Source organism: Actinomadura sp. NPDC049753 (assembly GCF_040674655.1).
In the GTDB taxonomy this organism is placed as follows: domain Bacteria; phylum Actinomycetota; class Actinomycetes; order Streptosporangiales; family Streptosporangiaceae; genus Spirillospora; species Spirillospora verrucosospora.
This window is the reverse complement of sequence record NZ_JBFARL010000065.1, coordinates 1-16206: the sequence shown is the minus strand read 5'-3', so window position 1 is coordinate 16206 and position 16206 is coordinate 1. Positions and strand designations below refer to the sequence as shown.

Sequence of the window (16206 nt, the reverse complement as noted above, 5' to 3'; positions counted from 1 at the left end):
GCCTATAAAAATCATGCAAGGTTAGCCTTACCTAAGTTTGACCTTCCGGCCGCGAAAAGGGAGCTGCCTTGTCCACTGGTCTGCGCACCGATGCGAACCCCGCCGAGCTGGTCGTCGAGCATTCCTCGGCGCCGCTCGCCCTCATGGCCCGCCTGGCCGGATCGGGCCTGTTCGGCGACTACGTCGTCTACGAGCGGCCCGGCTCATGGACGTTCGCGGGAGGCATGCTCGCCGAGGTCGTCCTCGACGCCGGCGCCGTCCACGCCCACTGGCCGGGCCAGGCCCCCATCACCCGCCCCTGGACGGGTCGCCCCGCCGACGCCCTCCGCGACACGTTCGCCGCCGCGCCCTTGCCCGTCTGGAACGCCTACGGCTGGATCGCGTTCGAGTGCGCCGCGGCCCGCCCCTCCGGCCGGCTCGCCCACCTGATCGTCCCCCGCACGGAGGTGCGCGCCGAGAACGGCCGCGTCACCGTCACCAGCGCAGACGAAGCGGACATAGAGCAGGTCACCAAGCTTCTGGCCAGGCCGAACGGCCACCCGGTCGGCGAGCCTTCGCCCGTCGACGTCAGCGCCGGCGGAGCCCCCTACCGTGAGCGCGTCGCCGAGGCCGTGGCCGAGATCCACGCGGGCCGCTACCAGAAGGTCATCGTGTCGCGCCGCCTGGACATCCCCCACCCGGTCGACGTCGTCTCGACCTACGTCCGCGGCCGCGAGGCCAACACCCCGGCCCGCTCGTTCCTGCTCGACCTGGGCGGATTCCAGGCCACCGGGTTCAGCCCCGAGGTGCTCGCGAGCGTCGACTCCGCAGGGCACGTCATGACCCAGCCCCTGGCCGGCACCCGCGCCTTCGGCCTCGGCGCCGACAACGACGCCCGCACCCGCCACGACCTGGAGACCGACCCCAAGGAGATCTACGAGCACGCCGTCTCGGTCAGGACGTCCCAGGAAGAGCTCTACCGGGTCTGCGACCAGGAGACCGTCCGCGTGACCGGCTTCATGACGGTGAAGGAGCGCGGCAGCGTCCAGCACCTGGGCTCCAGCGTCAGCGGCACCCTCTCCCCCGGCCGCACCGCCTGGGACGCCTTGGACGCCCTCTTCCCCGGCGTCACCGCGTCCGGCATCCCGAAACCCGAGGCGATCGAGGCCATCACCCGCCTGGAGGAGCGCCGCGGCCTGTACTCGGGCGCCGTCGTCACCGTCTCCCACGACGGCGGGCTGGACTCCGCCCTCGTCCTCCGCGCCCTCTACGCCGAGAACGGCCAGGCGTGGCTGCGCGCCGGAGCGGGCATCGTCAGCGCCTCGACCCCCGACCGCGAATACGAGGAGACCTGCGAGAAGCTCTCCAGCATCGCGCCGCACGTCGTCCCGCAGACCTGACCTGATGGCGGGTAGGGACCCGCCATGCCGGAACTTCCCGACGTCGAAGGCTTCCGCCGGGTGCTCGCCGAGCACACCGACGAGCCGATCGCCTCAGTGTCGGTGCTCGACCCCGGCGTCCTGCGCGGAGTCACCGCCCGGCGCCTGAGCACCGCGCTGCGCGGCCACCGCTTCGAGGAACCGCACCGTCACGGCAAGTGGCTGCTGGCCCCGGCGCAAGGCCCGGTCGTCCTGCTCCACTTCGGCATGACGGGCTCGCTCACCTGGCACCACCCGGACGAGCCGCGCCACCGCCACGACCGCGTCATCTGGAGACTCCCCGACGGCGAACTCCGCTTCCGCGACATGCGCAAACTCCAGGGCGTCCACCTGGCCGCCAACAGCGAGGAGGCCGACGAGGCTCTCCCACCCCTCGGTCCGGACGCCCTGAACATCTCCCGCGACGACTTGGCCGCAGTCCTCGGCGTCCACCGAGGCCGCCTCAAGACGACCCTCACCGACCAGACGGCGATCGCGGGCCTGGGCAACCTCCTGGCCGACGAGATCTGCTGGCGAGCCCGCATCAACCCCCTCCGCGCCGCCCGCGACCTGACGGCTTCCGACCTCACCGACCTCCACCGGACGATGCGCCGCGTCCTCCGCGACTCCACCAAGGCCGGACGGGTCCCACCCCGTAGAACGTGGCTGACCGGAGCCCGAGACACCCCGGCCCCCACCTGCCCCCGCTGCTGCACGCCGCTGGAAAGCCGCCGCCTCTCCGGCCGCAGAACGGTCTGGTGCCCCACCTGCCAGCCGTAGGAACTCGGCAAGGCGGCATCGGTCGCGATCCTCGCCCCCGACCGCTTGCCGCCGGAGTCAAGGCGGGGACGGTGGTTACCGACGCTCGCGAGTACCGGCGCGCGCGTCACGCAACCAAAAGACCCACACACATTGAGGAGCTCGCCATGCGAGTTACCTGGAAATACGAGCCCGTCGCGATGCGTAACCGTCCTGTCATCATCATGGGCGGACTCGTCGACGTGCGCATCATCGGCGAGAAGCGCGAGGACGTGGCCGTCACTCTCGACGGCCCCATCTGGGCGCTCGGAATGCCCCGCAGGTGCATGCGCGCTTACGACGTGCTGATCCTCGTCGCCTGCGGCTGGTGGAACGCCCTTCTCCCCTGGGGCAAGACGATCACCGTCCGCGTCCCGTGGAACGCCGAGGTCGAGGTGCGCATCGCCCGCCGGGTCTACACCGAAGGCACGCTGGACACGCCTCCCGTCATCGGCGACGCGATCCTCGTCAAGCCGGAAGCGAACAGCCGGCGAGGCTGAGCCCTCCGGTCACCACACCCGAAGGCCCCGCCCCCGACTGAAGCGCACCACCGCAAGTGACGGTCAACCACTGTCACCTGTCATATCCCGGGCCGTGGCACCAGCCAAGGCCTCCCGCCCGGAGGGCCCTGGCCGACGCCAGGGCCCTCCTCTCCCCCACCGCTCACGCTTACATGCTGCGATGCCTCCCGCGTAGAACACTTCGACGGAACTACGCCGAACACCCAGCTTTCACGCTGATTTAAACGCTTTGGATACATGATGTGACAGCTTCCTATCCGTTCGCCCCTCCGCGCCGGCAACGCGACGCCCCTGCGGAGTGATCTCGCCCCCGATATTCAGATGCGGAGGGGGCTGAGGGTGGTTATCTTCTGAAAAGCGCGTCGGGTTCGGTGTGCGCACGGGTCGAAGGCCATCGGTTATCTCTTTCACAAAGATGCAACCCCGGTGGTCGTCTCCACATCCGTGCGTGCTCCCGGCCCCTACGGGCCGAGCTGGACGCACAGGGAAGGGCGGGTCGAAGCCCGTCGGTTATCGGATCCGACGGTCGCAGGTTCGAATCCTGCCCACCCGGCAATGTCGGGTGGTAGCTCAGCCAGGCAGAGCATTGGACTAAAAAAACCCGGTGGGCACCACCACATCCGCCCTCCCCTATGCGCTTGCTCCTCCCCCACATCCGCCCCTGAGGCGGGTCGAATTCTTTGGAGGCCCTTGATGGCCCGTGACCCTCTTGCTTCGGTGTCCACCGTGCAGACGCCGCAGAGCCGACCGATTCCCGGCCGTGAGATCGAGCAGGTCCGCAACAACGCCGGCGGCTACGGGTTCGCCAAGGACCTGTGGACGCGGCTGGAGGATTTCCTCATCCTCGGCACGACCGGCGGCACCTACTACGTGGGTGAGGACAAGCTCACTGCGGACAACGCGCAGGTCGTGTTCGACGCCATCGCCGCGGACGGTGTCCGGGTCGTCAACCTCGCGACGGAGGTCTCTACGGCCCGTCCGCCGCGTGCTCCGAAGAACCGTCCCGCTCTTTTCGTCATGGCCGCCGCGGCGGCGCGTGGCGACGCCGACACCCGGCAGGCCGTGAAGGCGTCGCTGGCGCAGGTCGCGCGGACCACCGACCATCTCGCCACGTTCTTCGGGTACTGGAAGAACCTCGGCGGCAAGCCCACCGGCAGCGGCACCGCGCCGGTGATCGGGCGGGCGATGCGGACCGCGCTCGCGTCGTGGTTCCTCAACGGTGACGTCGACCAGGTCGCGTGGCGAGTGTGCAAGGCCCGGCAGCGCAAAACCCCGGCCGGGGAGGCGTTCGCGCTGCGTGACGCGCTCCGCATCGCGCACCCCAAGGCCGACTCGCCGGCGCGGCGTGCTCTGTTCGGATGGATCGCCGGGAACGTCTCCGACGATGACGCCCGCGCGCAGGTGCCCGCAGTGGACGCGTTCCTCACCGCGCAGGCCGTCACCAGCGCGGTCGACGCGATCGAGGTGGTGCGGTCCCGGGGCGTGCCGTGGGAGTTCCTCCCGGACGCGGTTCTCACCGAGCCGGGTGTGTGGGACGAACTCGTCGACACGATCGGGATGACCGCGCTGCTTCGGAACCTGTCCCGGATGACCCGGATCGGGACGCTGACGCCGATGGGTGACGCGACCCGGCGCGCAGCGGACCGGCTCACCGACGCCGGCGCGCTCGCGAAGGCCCGGATCCACCCGATGGACCTGTTCCTCGCCCTGCGCGTGTACGGGGCCGGTCGCGCGCAGCCGCACCCGCGCGCCGACGTGCAGTTCTGGTCGCTGGTCCCGGCCATCGTCGACGCGCTCGAAGAGGCGTACGAGCTGTCGTTCGGGCACATGGAGCCGTCCGGTCGGCGCCTGCTGGTGGCGGTGGACTCCTCTGGGTCCATGAGCTTCCGCCACGTCACCTCGGGTGGCGCGCCGCTCGGGTCCTGCTACGAGGTTGCGAACGCGATGGCGGTCATCCTGAACCGGATCGAGCGCGGCAACTGCCACGTCATCGACGTCGACACCCAGGTCCACGCGTCTCAGGTGACGGCGCGCACGAACCTGCGGGAGATCTCCCGTTGGCGTCCGTCGGGCGGCGGCACGGATCTGTCGCTGCCGTTCCAGTGGGCGCAGCGTCAGCGTCTTGAGGTGGACGGGATGGTGGTGTTCACCGACAACGAGACGTGGGCTGGACGGCAGCACGCGTCGCAGGCTCTCGACGCCTACCGCCAGACCGTGAACGGCGACGTTCGGGTCGTGCTCGCGGCGATGGCCGCGAACGGGCACACCGTCGGCGACCCCCGCGACGAGGGCGTGCTGAACATGGCGGGCCTGGACGCGTCGCTGCCGATGGTCGTGAACGGCTACATCCGTTGAGGTTCTGGGGCAGATGAGGATCTGCCCCAGAACTCAGCTCCCCCGCCGGTCAGGCCAGGTCTGTTTTGGCTGTTTCGGCTCCGCGCCGGCGCCACCACGCGGCCCCGCCGTCGCGACCTGTCTCCGCAGCAGCCTGCTGAGGTTGAGCATGGCCCCGGCGTCGCCGGCCTCGGCGCCGCGTCTCATCCAGCGCTCACCCTCGTCCACCATTCCCGAGTTCGCCAGGAGAGCGCCAAGGTTCACCATGGCGGGGATGTGACCGCTTTCGGCGCCACGCCGGTACCACTGCTCGGCCTCTCTCCCGCCGACCATGGCTTCGAATTCGGTGCTCGTGAATTCGCCATAGACGACGATCATTATTATCGCGATCTCGGGCGGTATTCCCGTCGTCGTCAGGGAGGACGGACGGATGGCGTCCCCGCCCTCTGCAATGCGTGACGCAGACCTTTTTCCGGGCCACATCCAACCTTGACCTGACATTGACCCTGACCGGATGGGTTTCTAGCTCTCAAGTGGAGGAAGCGGCGACGAGGTTGCCCTTGCAGCAATCCACTTGTGCCTGGATGCTCCGTTCAACGGCCACGAGCCGCCTTTTCGTGGTAGGGTTGAGAAAAGTTTTGCAAACTGAAGAGCCGTCCCGGCTCTCGGGGTGCTTCGCAGTAGCGGGCGCAACGGAGGGCCGGGGACGATGATCTCGGGATCTCCCTGCGCGCCCCAGGCCTAAGGGGATCTCGTGAATAGGAAGAAAGGGCGCCTGTGGAATTTATCCACAGGGCCTCTCGCGCGCTTGTGGTCGCTGGCAGGCGATCTTCGCGCCGCGGATAAGAAGGTGCTCGCGATGGCGGTCTTCGCCAACCTGGCGGGCGCCGTCAACGGCTACCTCCTGGTGGTCGTCGGCGTAACTGCACATGTCGGGCCAGTGACGACGGCGCTTGTCATCGTCGTCTCCGGAACGCCGGTCTTCTGGTACGTGTACAGGCCGTCGTTGCGAAGCCGCTGGCCCGTCTGGAAGCAGGCCATCCTGCTGGGCTCCGCTCTGGGGACGAACAGTCTGACCTTCCAGTTCGTCCTGAGGTGGGTCCGGCTGGAGGTCATGCAATCACTGTCGTTCTTGTTCAGCGCGGCTTTCGTGTTCGGCCTGGACGTCTTTCGAGACGTCCGGAAGAAGACCTACTCGACCGCCTTGTGGCCGATTTTGGCCGTGCTCGGGACCTGGGCCCTTGCGAAGGACACGGTTCCCGGCGCGACCGGAGGGGTCTTCTCGGAGGCAGTACCGCGACTTCGCATCCTGGATCAGCCGATTCCCGGCTGGGTCCCGGGGGTGGGGGTCCTGACCATCGCGGCGGCCACGTATGCCTTCATGCAGAAGCGAACGGAGATGCTTGATCTCGATATCAAGGGAAAGGCCAACACCCTTTCCGGCATCCCCGCTTTCGTCATCCTCGCAGTGGGCGCGTGGACCATGGAAGGTGGTTGGGATGGCATGACCGCCGACCGTTGGCCATACCTGCTGATCTGCGCGGCCAGCGGGATGCTCGGTGCGCTCCTCGGCGGCGTCGTCATGACGAAGGCGTACGAGCAGGGACTCCAGGCATCGACGAGCGCGATGCTCCTCCCGCTGCGGACCCTCATCGGAACCTTGATGGGGATGCTCGTGGCGTGGACGGCTCCCGGCCCTCTGGGGCTGGTGGCGATCGTCCTGATCCTCGTCGCCTCCTTCGGGACGACGAGGTTCCAGAGCCGGAAGTCCGGCTCTGAGTGACCTGGCGGCGGGGAGGCCCACCTCCCCGCCGTTCATCGAGCGCCCCCGAGAAATGTCCTCTCCCGGAGGCGGCACGGCGGTACGCGACGACCGACCGCACCCGGCCGGCGGTGTCGTTCAGTGGTCGCGATCGGGGGCGGTCATGTCGCCTGTCTCGGGGGTGCCGGGGGCTAGGGCGTAGCGGAGGTAGACGGTGCCGTTCGGGGCGGCTGACGGCGGGTCCAGGAGGGTGAGGTTCGTGGGGACCTCGCCGCCGTCGAAGACCTTCTTTCCGACGCCGAGCACTATCGGGTGCACCCAGAGGTCGAGGCGGTCGAAGAGCTTCTCGCGGAGGAGGGTCTGCACCAGGTTCAGGCTTCCGACGACCTTTATGTGCTCGTGGCGGTCACGGATCTCGCGAACTGCGCCGGCCAGGTCTGGGCCGAGTCGCGTGGAACCGGCCCATGAGAGGTCGGGCCTGCCGCGGGAGGCCACGTACTTCGGGACTCTGTTGAAGAGGGCGGCGATCTCGTTGTCCTCTCCGCCCTCCTGGTGCGGCCAGTAGGCGGCGAAGATGTCGTACGTCCGCCGACCGAGCAGCAGGGCGTCCGTTCCCTCGTAGGCGGCGCCGACCTGCGCTCCGGTGACCTCGTCCAGCAGCGGCGCCTGCCATCCACCGAACGGGAACCCCACCGGGTCCTCGTCGGGGCCACCGGGCGACTGCCCGACCAGGTCGAGAGTTGCGAACAGCTCTATGTGGATGAGGCCCATGTCGTGCTCCCGGATATTGGTTGGTTGTGGCGTCGGGAGGTAGACCTGGGGGCGCCGCCAGACTCATCGATGCGCCGGCACTCAGCTTCGTACCCCCACACCCGGCTCTAGGAACAGCGCATGCCGAACCGTCTTGACGCGCAGCGCGGTGTCCTACGGGCGCTCAGTGCCACTAGGGGCCAGCTCGTCAGGGAGCGGGGCGACCGGCGGTCAGGGGGCGGTGCAGCGGGGCACCGCCCCCTGATCACCCGGTCGTCATCGAGGGCAGGTGGGGCGGTAGTCGAGGGTGGGGAGGGTTTGGTGCCATTCCTTTTTCGTCAAGCCGCCGCTGGTGTTCTGGCAGAGGGCCGCTCTGGTGAGGGCGGGGGCCAGGTCGTGGGTGAGGACGGTGCCGGCGTCGGCGGCGCTCGTGAGGGTCTTGCCGTCCGAGGAGAACGCCAGGGCGCCGATCTCGCTCTGGTGGCCGGTCAGGGGCAGGGCGTAAGGGCGGCCGGATTCGACCTCCCATAGGCGGATCTGTCCCAGTGCGTCGCCGGTGGCGAGAAGAGTGCCGTCCGGGGAGAGCGCGGCGGTCCTGACGTAGCTCTTGTGACCCCGCAGGATCAGGCCGCGTGAACGGAGTGTCCTGCCGTCGGTGAGGAGGACTTTCTGGTCCGTCTCGGTGCCCTCGGCGCTCACGATCGTTCGGCCGTCACGGCTCATGGTGAGAAGGGTGCTGAGGAACGTGTCGTCGCTTCTGGCCAGGACCCGGCCGGACGGATACTCGATCAGGCCGGACTTGCCGTCCGTCATCAGGGCCTTGCCGTCCGGGCGGAAGACGATGCGTTTGACGAATGTGTCGGCTGAGGACGGCACTGCGCGGATCAGCCGGAATGTCTTCGCGTCCCAGAACTGGAGTTCTCCCGCGGCGCCGCGGCGGACCAGGAGGGCCAGGCCGCGGCCGTCCGGGGACATGGCCATGGCCTGGATCCTGTCGGCGGGCTGGGGCAGCGTCACGTCCCCGAGCTTCGCGAACTTCTCGGCGTCGGTGACAGTGACCGTGCGGGCGTTCTTGTAGATGGCGAGCCGCCCGCCGTCCGCGCTGAGGGCGAGATCGTTGCCGTTGCCGGAGTACAGGTAGTCGGACGAGAGGTTGAACCCCCGGTTGACGTCACGCTTGCGCCGGACGTCCCAGAAGTGCACCGTGCCACCGCTGCGGTACACCATGGTCGAGGCGTCCGCGGAGATGGTCGCGTTCTGGACCAGGCTGCTTCCCTGGACGACCTGGGTGCTGAGGAAGGTGCTGATGTCGAGGGACGAGACCTGGCCGGTCGCCGGTTCGATGCAGCGCAGCGCGCGTTTCTCCACGAAGCGGACCAGGGCGCAGTCCGCGGTCGGCGCGTAGCGGATCACGGGTTCGGCGGGTGTGGACTGGGTGGCGCCGCCGTCCTTGAGCCGCCACATGGTCCTGGCCTGCGCCAGGTAGCCGCCGTCCTCGCTGAAGGCCAGGGAGGAGTAGGAGTTCGCCGGTCCGAGCCTCAGGTACTGCTCGTCCGCGCCCAGCTTCCAGAGCAGAATCTCTGCCTTCTTGCCGGTGGCCGGGGCGGCCGCGACGGCGAGCAGCGATCCGTCCGGGCTCAGCTTCGCCGCGCTGACGTATCTTCCCTTGAGCGCCTTGTTGAGGCGGGGCAGCGCGATCGTCGCCTTGGCCGCCAGTTGGTCGACGTGCACCGCGCCCTGGGGTGTGACGCCCGCGATGAGCTGGTCGCCCGCGTCGGCCGCGAGGATCTCGACGCCGTCCTTCGGACGCGTCCAGCTCAGCGGGACCTGCCGGAGGGTCCGCAGGTCCCAGACGGTGCGGGCGTCGCGGTTGCCGGCGAGCAGGAGGTGCCCGGACGGGCTCAGGTCGATCCCGTCGAAAACGTTCGCGTCGGTGCCGGCCTTGCCGATGGGGAGCCTGCCGCGCTCCTTGCCGGACGAAGTGTCCCAGACGCGGGCGGTCCCGTCGTCCGCCCAGGTGACCATGGTGCGGGCGTCGTCAGTGACGACGAGGTCGAGGGTGCCGGCGCCGGCGATGGTGAATTCGTGCAGTCTGGCGTGGGTGTCGATGTTCCAGACGCTGGCCCTTCCGCCGTCCACGACGGCGAGGACGCGGCCGCCCGGCGACGGCTGGCGCCGGGTCGTGGCGCTCACGCCGGGCGGAAGGAAGACGTCGCTCTCCCACTGGTAGCGCAGCGCGACCAGCGCCTCCCTGGTCTCCTTGGTGCTGGAGAGGGCGCCGGCGGCGATGGCCAGGCGGCGGGCGGTCCTCGGGTCGCTCTTGCGGGTGGCCAGGGCCACGGCCGCCAGGCGGCGGGCCTCCGCGTCGTCGCGCTGCCGTGCGACGGTGCGGCTCTGCTGGAAGACGAGCACGCCCGCGACGAGCGTCGCCAGCAGCAGGACGGCGAGGACGCCGGAGACCGCCGTCCGCAGGGTGGAGCGGCGGCGGACGGACGCGCGCCCGGCGTCCAGGAACGCCTGCTCCAGCGTGTTCGGCCGCAGGGCGCGGCCGCCGCCGACGGCCCAGGTCATCGCGCGTTCGAGCCGGGTCCCCTGGAGGAGGTCCCCGGCTTTGCGGCCGTGCGCGTCCCACAGCCGCGCTCCCTCGGCGAGTTCCTGGTGGACCTCCAGGCCCGGCCGTTCAGCGGCGGCCCAGTCGCGCAGCCGCGGCCATGCGCGCAGGAGCGCCGGGGAGGCGAGGGAGACGCGCTGCCCGTCCCAGACGAGCAGCCCCGCCTGGGTGAACGCCGAGAGGACGGCGTCGACGACCGGCTCCGGCGTGCGGCCGTCGCTGAACTCGGCGCGGGCCGCCGGGCGGACGAGGTCCTCTTCGGCCGCCGCCATCCGCAGCAGGATCTGCGGGACGGCCTGCCGCGCCTCCGGGCCGAGGCTCCGCATCACCTCTTCGGCGCGCTCGCCCAGCGGCGGAGACGCGGCCTTGGGCATGCGGACGGCGCGGGCCTCCCGCTCACCCTGCTCCAGAAGGTCCGCGTCCGGACGGCCGCCGAGCAGGTCGAGCAGCAGGCCCGGGGCGTCGGGACGCCGTTCCGGGTCCTTGGCCAGCGCGGCCTCGACCATGGGCCGCAGCCGCTCGGGGACCGTCGCGGTGTCCGGTTCGGTGTTCAGCACGGAGTGCATCAGCTTGGGCAGGGACTCGCCGCTGAACGGAGTGCGGCCGGACGCCGCGAACAGGATCGTGGCGCCCCAGGCCCAGACGTCGACGGCGGGCCCGGGACTCCTCCCCTGGAACACCTCGGGCGCCATGTAGCGGGGCGTCCCCTTCATCCCGGTCGCGCTCTGGGACATGTCCTCGGTGCGGGCGATGCCGAAGTCGATGACGCGGGGGCCGTCCGGTCCCAGCAGCACGTTCGCGGGCTTCAGGTCGCGGTGGACGACGCCCGCCCGGTGCACGGTCGTCAGCGCGGTCGCGATCCCGACCGCCAGCCTGTAGAGGTCGTCGGGCTTGTAGGGCCCGTCCTCGTCGACGGCCTGCTGGAGGGTCGGGCCCGCGACGTACTCGCTGACGACGTAGGGGATGGCGTCGTGCAGGTCGACGGCGAGGACGCGCGCCGTGCAGAACTGCGCGACGCGCCGCACCGCCTCGACCTCGCGGACGAAAAGGTCGCGGTGCAGCGCGGAGTAGTCGCCGTGGAGCGTCTTGACCGCGACCCGCGCGCCGTCCGGGCCGTACCCCTCGTACACGACGCCCTGGCCGCCGGCGCCGAGGCGCCCCGCGAGAAGGTAGTCGCCGAGCCTCGTCGGATCACCGGGTCCCAGCGGATCGGGTGCCACAGACGTCTCCTAGCCTAATAGACATATTTGTCTATTAGGATGCCGAGACTTCCGGCGGTGTTCGCGGGAAACGGTGAACGCCGGGTGACGAACCGGCGGCGGTCTCATCGGAGGCGGGCGGCGAGCGCCTTCTTGCTGATCTTGCCGACCGGCGTCCGGGGGAACGCGGCGGCCGTCTCCAGGCGGTCGGGGTGCTTGTAGGCGGCGACGCCCCGCACGCGGAGGAAGTCCTTCACCTCGCGCAGGGCGGGGGCCTTCTCCCCCTCCCTGATGATCAGGAAGGCGCAGGTGCGCTCTCCCATGACCGGGTCGGGGACGCCGACCACGGCCGCGTCGTGGACCGCCGGGTGGGCCAGGAGGTGGTTCTCCAGTTCCTCGGCGGAGACCTTGTCGCCGCCCCGGTTGATCTGGTCCTTCTCACGGCCTTCGACGATGAGGTGGCCGGAGGGCAGCTCTCTGACCAGGTCGCCTGTCCGGTAGAAGCCGTCCGGAGTAAAGGAGCGAGCGTTGTGCTCGGGGGCGCGGTAGTAGCCGCGCAGGGTGTACGGGCCCCGGGTGAGGAGTTCGCCCACTTCGCCCGGGGCGACCCGCTTGCCGTCCCCGTCCACGACGCGGATCTCGTCGGCCGGTGACAGGGGGCGGCCCTGCGTCCGTTCGATCAGGTCGCGCGGGTCGTCCAGGCGGGTGTAGTTGAGGAGGCCCTCGGCCATGCCGAAGACCTGCTGGAGCCGGCAGCCCAGGGCGTCCGGGATCTCGGCGGCGCGCTCCGCGGCGAGCCTGGCGCCGCCGACCTGGAGGAGTTCGAGGGACGAGACGTCCTCGTCCGACCAGGTCACCGCGTCCAGCCAGAGAAGGGCGATCGGGGGGACGACCGCGCAGACGGTGGCGCGCTCGCGTTCGATGAGGGGGAACGCCTCGTCCGGGGAGCCGGAGGGCGAGAGGACGACCGTGCCGCCGGTGGCGAAGACGCCGAGGATTCCGGGGCAGGCCAGGGCGAAGTTGTGCGCGGCCGGGAGGACGACCAGGTAGACGGTGTCGCGGTCGAAGCCGCACAGTTCGGCGCTGGCCTCCAGGTTGTAGACGTAGTCGCGGTGCGTCCGGGGGATCAGTTTCGGGAGGCCGGTGGTGCCGCCCGAAAGGAGGAAGACGCCCACGTCGGACGGATCGGGAGCGGGGGCGGCCACCGGATCGGCGTCGACGGAGGCCAGCGGGGTGAACTCCTCGGCGTCGCCCTCGACGACGACGTGCTCCACCGGGAGCGTCCGGGCCAGCTCGCGGTAGTCGAAGTCGCCGTCGCGGTCGGCGCAGATGTAGGCGCGGGCCTCGGAGAGCCCGCAGAGGTAGCGGATCTCGCTCTCGCGGTGCGCGGGGAGCGCCAGCACGGGCGCGGCGCCGATGCGGACGAGGGCGAGGAACGCGACGACGAAGCCCGTGGTGTTCGGGAGCTGGACGACCACGCGGTCGCCGCGGCGGAGGCCGAGGGCGAGGAGGCCCGCGGCGGTGCGGGCGGCGCGGGCGTCCAGGTCGGCGTAGGTGAGGCGGTCGTCGCCCGCGACGAGGGCGGGGGCGGACGGGTCGCCGCGCAGCACGTCGCCGAGGAGGCGGTCGGTCCAGTAGCCCTCGGCCTTGTAGCGGGCTTCGAGGTCGGCGGGCCAGGGGGTGAGGCCGTCCACGGTCACCGCCCCGCGAGCTGGGCGGGGGCGCCGGGGACCGGCTCGGACGGGTCGGAGCCGAGGGCGACGATGCGGTTCGCGGCGTCGACATGGACGACGCGGGGCTCGTGCCGGGAGGGGTCCTCCACGCCGGCGTAGGTGATGATGATCACCAGGTCGCCGGGCTGGACGAGGCGGGCCGCCGCGCCGTTGACGCCGATGATCCCGCTGCCCGCCTCGCCGGCGATGGCGTAGGTGACCAGCCGGGCGCCGTTGTCGATGTCGACGAGGTGGACCTGCTCGCCTTCCACGATGTCGGCCGCGGCCATCAGGTCGGCGTCGATCGTCAGCGAGCCGACGTAGTGCAGGTCCGCCTGGGTGACGGTCGCTCGGTGGATCTTCCCGTTCATCAGCGTCCGCTGCACGGCTCCTCTTTCCTCACGATCAACTAAGGCTAGGCTAACCTTAGTCACTCGATCGGCAGAGGAGAAGCCCGAGGATGCTCCGGCGACTGGTCATCGACGTCGGGCCGCTGCGCGACAGCAGGCCGTTCCGCAACGTGTTCATCGCCCGCACCGTCTCGGTCTTCGGGATCGGCATGCTGGCCGTGGCCCTTCCGGTGCAGGTGTACGACCTCACCGGGTCCACCGTGCACGTGGGCGGGGTCTCGGCCGCCGAGGGGTTCGCGCTCCTCGCCGGGTTCCTGTGGGGCGGGGTGCTGGCCGACCGGCACGACCGGCGGCGCCTGATGCTGCGGGCGCGCGCGGCGGCCGGGATCGGGTTCGTCCTGCTGGCGCTCAACGCGTTCCTGCCCTCCCCCTCGCTGGCGGCCCTGTACGCGCTGGCGGCATGGGACGGGCTGATGACCGGCGTCAGCATCACCGCGCTGCTGGCCGCGACGCCCGCGCTGGTCGCGCCGGACAAGCTCGTCGCGGCAGGGGCGCTCAACGCGCTGACCGTCCGGCTCGGATCGATGGCGTCCCCCGCGCTCGGCGGGCTCGTGGTGTCGGCGTTCGGCGTGGGCTGGAACTACGCGGCCGCGGCCGCGGGGACGCTCGGCACGCTCGCGCTGCTGACCGGGCTGCCGCGGCTCAAGCCCGCCGCGGAGGAGGAGGCGGACGCCAATCCGCTGAAGGCGGTCTGGGACGGGTTCCGCTTCGTCGCCTCGCATCGGGTCGTCGGTTCGCTGATGCTCCTCGGCCTGCTGTTCATGGTCGCGGGCGGCATCCCCGTCCTGATGCCGGCGTTCGCGACCCGGAGCCTGGACGGGGGCGCGACCACGGTCGGCCTGCTGTTCGCGGCGCCCGCGTGCGGCGCGGTGCTGGCGTCCCTGACGAGCGGCTGGGCCGGGCAGGCCCGTGCGCCCGGCCTGGCGCTGCTCGTCGCGTCCGTCTCCGGCTTCGCCGCGCTCGCGTGTCTCGGCCTGGCCCGCCATCCGGCGCTCGCCGTCGCGATCCTGTTCGTGTACGGGTTCGTCCAGTCGATCGAGGAGATCCTGCGGTACGGGCTGATCCAGTCCCACACGCCCGACTCGCACCTCGGACGGGTGAACGCGCTGTGGTCGGCGCAGGAGACGGGCGGCGGCGCGATCGGCTCGCTCGGCGCCGGGGCGCTCGGCCGCTACCTCGCCCCCGGCGCCGCCATCGTCCTGTACGGGACGGTCAGCGCCGTCCTCGCCCTGGCGCTGGCGCTGACCCTCACCGGGCTCCGGACCGCGACGCTGCGGCCGGAGCCCGAGCCCGGCTGACCCCCGGCTCACCCGAGGCGCGCGGTCAGCTCCTCCTCGGTCATGGCCTCGACCTCCAGCCGGATGGCGGCGACGGACTCCAGGCGTCCCGGCGTCTCCTCCAGTTCGGTGAACCGGCGGCAGATCCGCGCGACCGTCCGCTCGGCGAACAGGACGCGGACGGGCAGCGCCGTCGTGTCGAGCGCCTCCCGCAGCCGCGCGAGCACGGTGGTGGCGAGGACGGAGTCGCCGCCGAGGGCGAAGAAGTCGGCGTCCGCGCCGACGCGCTCCCTCCCCAGCACCTCGGCGACGATCCGGGCCAGCACCTTCTCCAGGGACGTCGCGGGCTCGGCGTAGGACGCGGTCGCCTCACCGGCCTCGGCGGCGGCGAGGGCCGCGAGCGCCTTGCGGTCGACCTTGCCGTTCGCGGTGAGCGGCAGCTCGTCCACGCGCACGAGCAGTTCCGGGACCATGTGCGGGGGCAGCAGGTCGCGGACGCGGGCGAGCACGGCGTCCCTGTCGGTCCCGGCGGGCGCCGCCACGGCGGCGGCGAGGCGGCCGCCGGCGAGGAGCGCGACGGCCCGCTCCACGGCGGGATGGCCGCGCAGAGCGGCCTCGACCTCGCCGAGCTCGATCCGGAATCCGCGCACCTTGACCTGGTGGTCGCGGCGGCCGAGGAACTCGATTGTCCCGTCCGGGCGGTACCGGGCCAGGTCGCCGGTCCGGTACCAGCGCGTGCCCTCCCGGAGGACGAACCGGTCGGCGGTCCGGGCCGGGTCGCCGACGTAGCCGTCCGCGACGCCGGCGCCGCCGATCCACAGCTCTCCGGTGGCCCAGTCGGGGCGGTCGCGGCCCCGCTCGTCCACCACCCGGCACGCGACCCCGCGCAGCGGCACCCCGTAGGGGACGGCGTGCCAGTCTGGGGGGACGTCGCCCGCGACCTCCTGCACCGTCGAGTGGATCGCCGTCTCGGTCGTGCCGCCGAGCGCCGCGAAGCGGCAGCCCGGGGCGCGCTCCCGGACCAGGCCGGGGAGGTGCGTCCCCACCCAGTCGCCGCCGAGCAGGACGAGCCGCAGGCTCTCCGCCCGGCCCGCGCGCAGCAGCATCTCCAGGACGGACGGGACGCAGTTCAGCACGGTCACCGACCAGCGCCGCACCAGTTCGCTCCACCGGGCGGCGTCGCGCCGCTCGTCCTCGTCCGGGACGACGACCGCTCCGCCCGCGTGCCAGGCGGCGAACAGGTCGAACACCGACAGGTCGAAGTCGAGCGCCGACACGGCGAACGTGACGTCGTCCCGCCCGATGGCGAACCGCTCGACGAGGTCGCCGATGGTGTTCATCGCGGGCGGCTGGCGGGTGGTGACCGTCGGGTCCGCGGCGGAGCTCGCCGGGGCGTGGGCGCGCGCGGGCAAGGCCGGCGGGGATTTCGTGTCAG

The 16206-nt window shown here is 71.1% G+C and carries 12 protein-coding genes and 1 tRNA gene; 7 read left to right on the top strand and 6 right to left on the bottom strand.

Annotation, left to right across the window (positions count from 1 at the left end):
- The first annotated feature begins 68 nt into the window (after nucleotides 1–68).
- The 5 genes from AB0K37_RS18710 to AB0K37_RS18690 all read left to right on the top strand — a co-directional run bounded on the left by AB0K37_RS18710 (nucleotide 69) and on the right by AB0K37_RS18690 (nucleotide 5071).
- Nucleotides 69–1379 (top strand): salicylate synthase, encoded by a 1311-nt coding sequence (locus tag AB0K37_RS18710; protein ID WP_363982310.1) that lies wholly within the window; start codon nucleotides 69–71, stop codon nucleotides 1377–1379.
- A 24-nt stretch (nucleotides 1380–1403) separates the two neighbouring features.
- Nucleotides 1404–2177 carry a DNA-formamidopyrimidine glycosylase family protein gene (locus tag AB0K37_RS18705; RefSeq protein WP_363982307.1) on the top strand — a complete coding sequence of 258 codons (774 nt, stop codon included), beginning with the start codon at nucleotides 1404–1406 and terminating at the stop codon, nucleotides 2175–2177.
- Nucleotides 2178–2323: 146 nt separating this feature from the next.
- Complete coding sequence (locus AB0K37_RS18700; protein ID WP_363982304.1) at nucleotides 2324–2695, top strand: hypothetical protein; 372 nt, start codon at nucleotides 2324–2326, stop codon at nucleotides 2693–2695.
- Between the two features lie 506 nt (nucleotides 2696–3201).
- A tRNA-Arg gene (locus tag AB0K37_RS18695) sits at nucleotides 3202–3268 on the top strand.
- A 141-nt stretch (nucleotides 3269–3409) separates the two neighbouring features.
- On the top strand, nucleotides 3410–5071 hold the full coding sequence (locus AB0K37_RS18690) for a TROVE domain-containing protein (protein ID WP_363982301.1): 1662 nt from the start codon (nucleotides 3410–3412) through the stop codon (nucleotides 5069–5071).
- 33 nt (nucleotides 5072–5104) lie between these two features.
- Here AB0K37_RS18690 and AB0K37_RS18685 read toward each other — a convergent pair whose 3' ends face one another.
- Nucleotides 5105–5428, bottom strand: coding sequence for a hypothetical protein (locus AB0K37_RS18685; protein ID WP_363982298.1), 324 nt, complete (start codon nucleotides 5426–5428; stop codon nucleotides 5105–5107).
- Nucleotides 5429–5909: 481 nt separating this feature from the next.
- Between AB0K37_RS18685 and AB0K37_RS18680 the strand changes: the two genes are divergently transcribed.
- Nucleotides 5910–6833 carry a hypothetical protein gene (locus AB0K37_RS18680; protein WP_363982295.1) on the top strand — a complete coding sequence of 308 codons (924 nt, stop codon included), beginning with the start codon at nucleotides 5910–5912 and terminating at the stop codon, nucleotides 6831–6833.
- 117 nt (nucleotides 6834–6950) lie between these two features.
- On the opposite strand, the gene AB0K37_RS18675 is transcribed toward AB0K37_RS18680, so the two are convergent.
- The 4 genes from AB0K37_RS18675 to panD all read right to left on the bottom strand — a co-directional run bounded on the left by AB0K37_RS18675 (nucleotide 6951) and on the right by panD (nucleotide 13470).
- Entirely contained in the window at nucleotides 6951–7583 is a 633-nt protein-coding gene (locus AB0K37_RS18675) for a dihydrofolate reductase family protein (RefSeq protein WP_363982292.1), read from the bottom strand.
- Between the two features lie 255 nt (nucleotides 7584–7838).
- The gene (locus tag AB0K37_RS18670; RefSeq protein ID WP_363982289.1) at nucleotides 7839–11393 is read right to left on the bottom strand and encodes a serine/threonine-protein kinase; all 3555 of its coding nucleotides are present in this window, start codon (nucleotides 11391–11393) and stop codon (nucleotides 7839–7841) included.
- Nucleotides 11394–11497: 104 nt separating this feature from the next.
- Complete coding sequence (locus tag AB0K37_RS18665) at nucleotides 11498–13066, bottom strand: AMP-binding protein (RefSeq protein ID WP_363982333.1); 1569 nt, start codon at nucleotides 13064–13066, stop codon at nucleotides 11498–11500.
- Nucleotides 13067–13068: 2 nt separating this feature from the next.
- Entirely contained in the window at nucleotides 13069–13470 is a 402-nt protein-coding gene (gene panD / locus AB0K37_RS18660) for an aspartate 1-decarboxylase (protein ID WP_363982286.1), read from the bottom strand.
- A 74-nt stretch (nucleotides 13471–13544) separates the two neighbouring features.
- Here panD and entS point away from each other — a divergent pair, with 74 nt between their 5' ends.
- On the top strand, nucleotides 13545–14792 hold the full coding sequence (gene entS, locus AB0K37_RS18655; RefSeq protein WP_363982284.1) for an enterobactin transporter EntS: 1248 nt from the start codon (nucleotides 13545–13547) through the stop codon (nucleotides 14790–14792).
- An 8-nt stretch (nucleotides 14793–14800) separates the two neighbouring features.
- Here the strand turns inward: entS and AB0K37_RS18650 are convergent, their stop codons facing one another.
- Nucleotides 14801–16111 carry a non-ribosomal peptide synthetase gene (locus AB0K37_RS18650; RefSeq protein ID WP_363982281.1) on the bottom strand — a complete coding sequence of 437 codons (1311 nt, stop codon included), beginning with the start codon at nucleotides 16109–16111 and terminating at the stop codon, nucleotides 14801–14803.
- Between the last annotated feature and the right edge of the window lie 95 nt (nucleotides 16112–16206).

Bases quoted from the DNA above. Each gene is read 5' to 3' on its own strand.
- AB0K37_RS18690 (WP_363982301.1), top strand. From the start codon at position 3,410: ATGGCCCGTGACCCTCTTGCTTCGGTGTCCACCGTGCAGACGCCGCAG.
- AB0K37_RS18680 (WP_363982295.1), top strand. From the start codon at position 5,910: ATGGCGGTCTTCGCCAACCTGGCGGGCGCCGTCAACGGCTACCTCCTG.
- AB0K37_RS18675 (WP_363982292.1), bottom strand. From the start codon at position 7,583: ATGGGCCTCATCCACATAGAGCTGTTCGCAACTCTCGACCTGGTCGGG.
- entS (WP_363982284.1), top strand. From the start codon at position 13,545: ATGCTCCGGCGACTGGTCATCGACGTCGGGCCGCTGCGCGACAGCAGG.
- AB0K37_RS18705 (WP_363982307.1), top strand. From the start codon at position 1,404: ATGCCGGAACTTCCCGACGTCGAAGGCTTCCGCCGGGTGCTCGCCGAG.
- AB0K37_RS18685 (WP_363982298.1), bottom strand. From the start codon at position 5,428: ATGATCGTCGTCTATGGCGAATTCACGAGCACCGAATTCGAAGCCATG.
- AB0K37_RS18650 (WP_363982281.1), bottom strand. From the start codon at position 16,111: ATGAACACCATCGGCGACCTCGTCGAGCGGTTCGCCATCGGGCGGGAC.
- AB0K37_RS18700 (WP_363982304.1), top strand. From the start codon at position 2,324: ATGCGAGTTACCTGGAAATACGAGCCCGTCGCGATGCGTAACCGTCCT.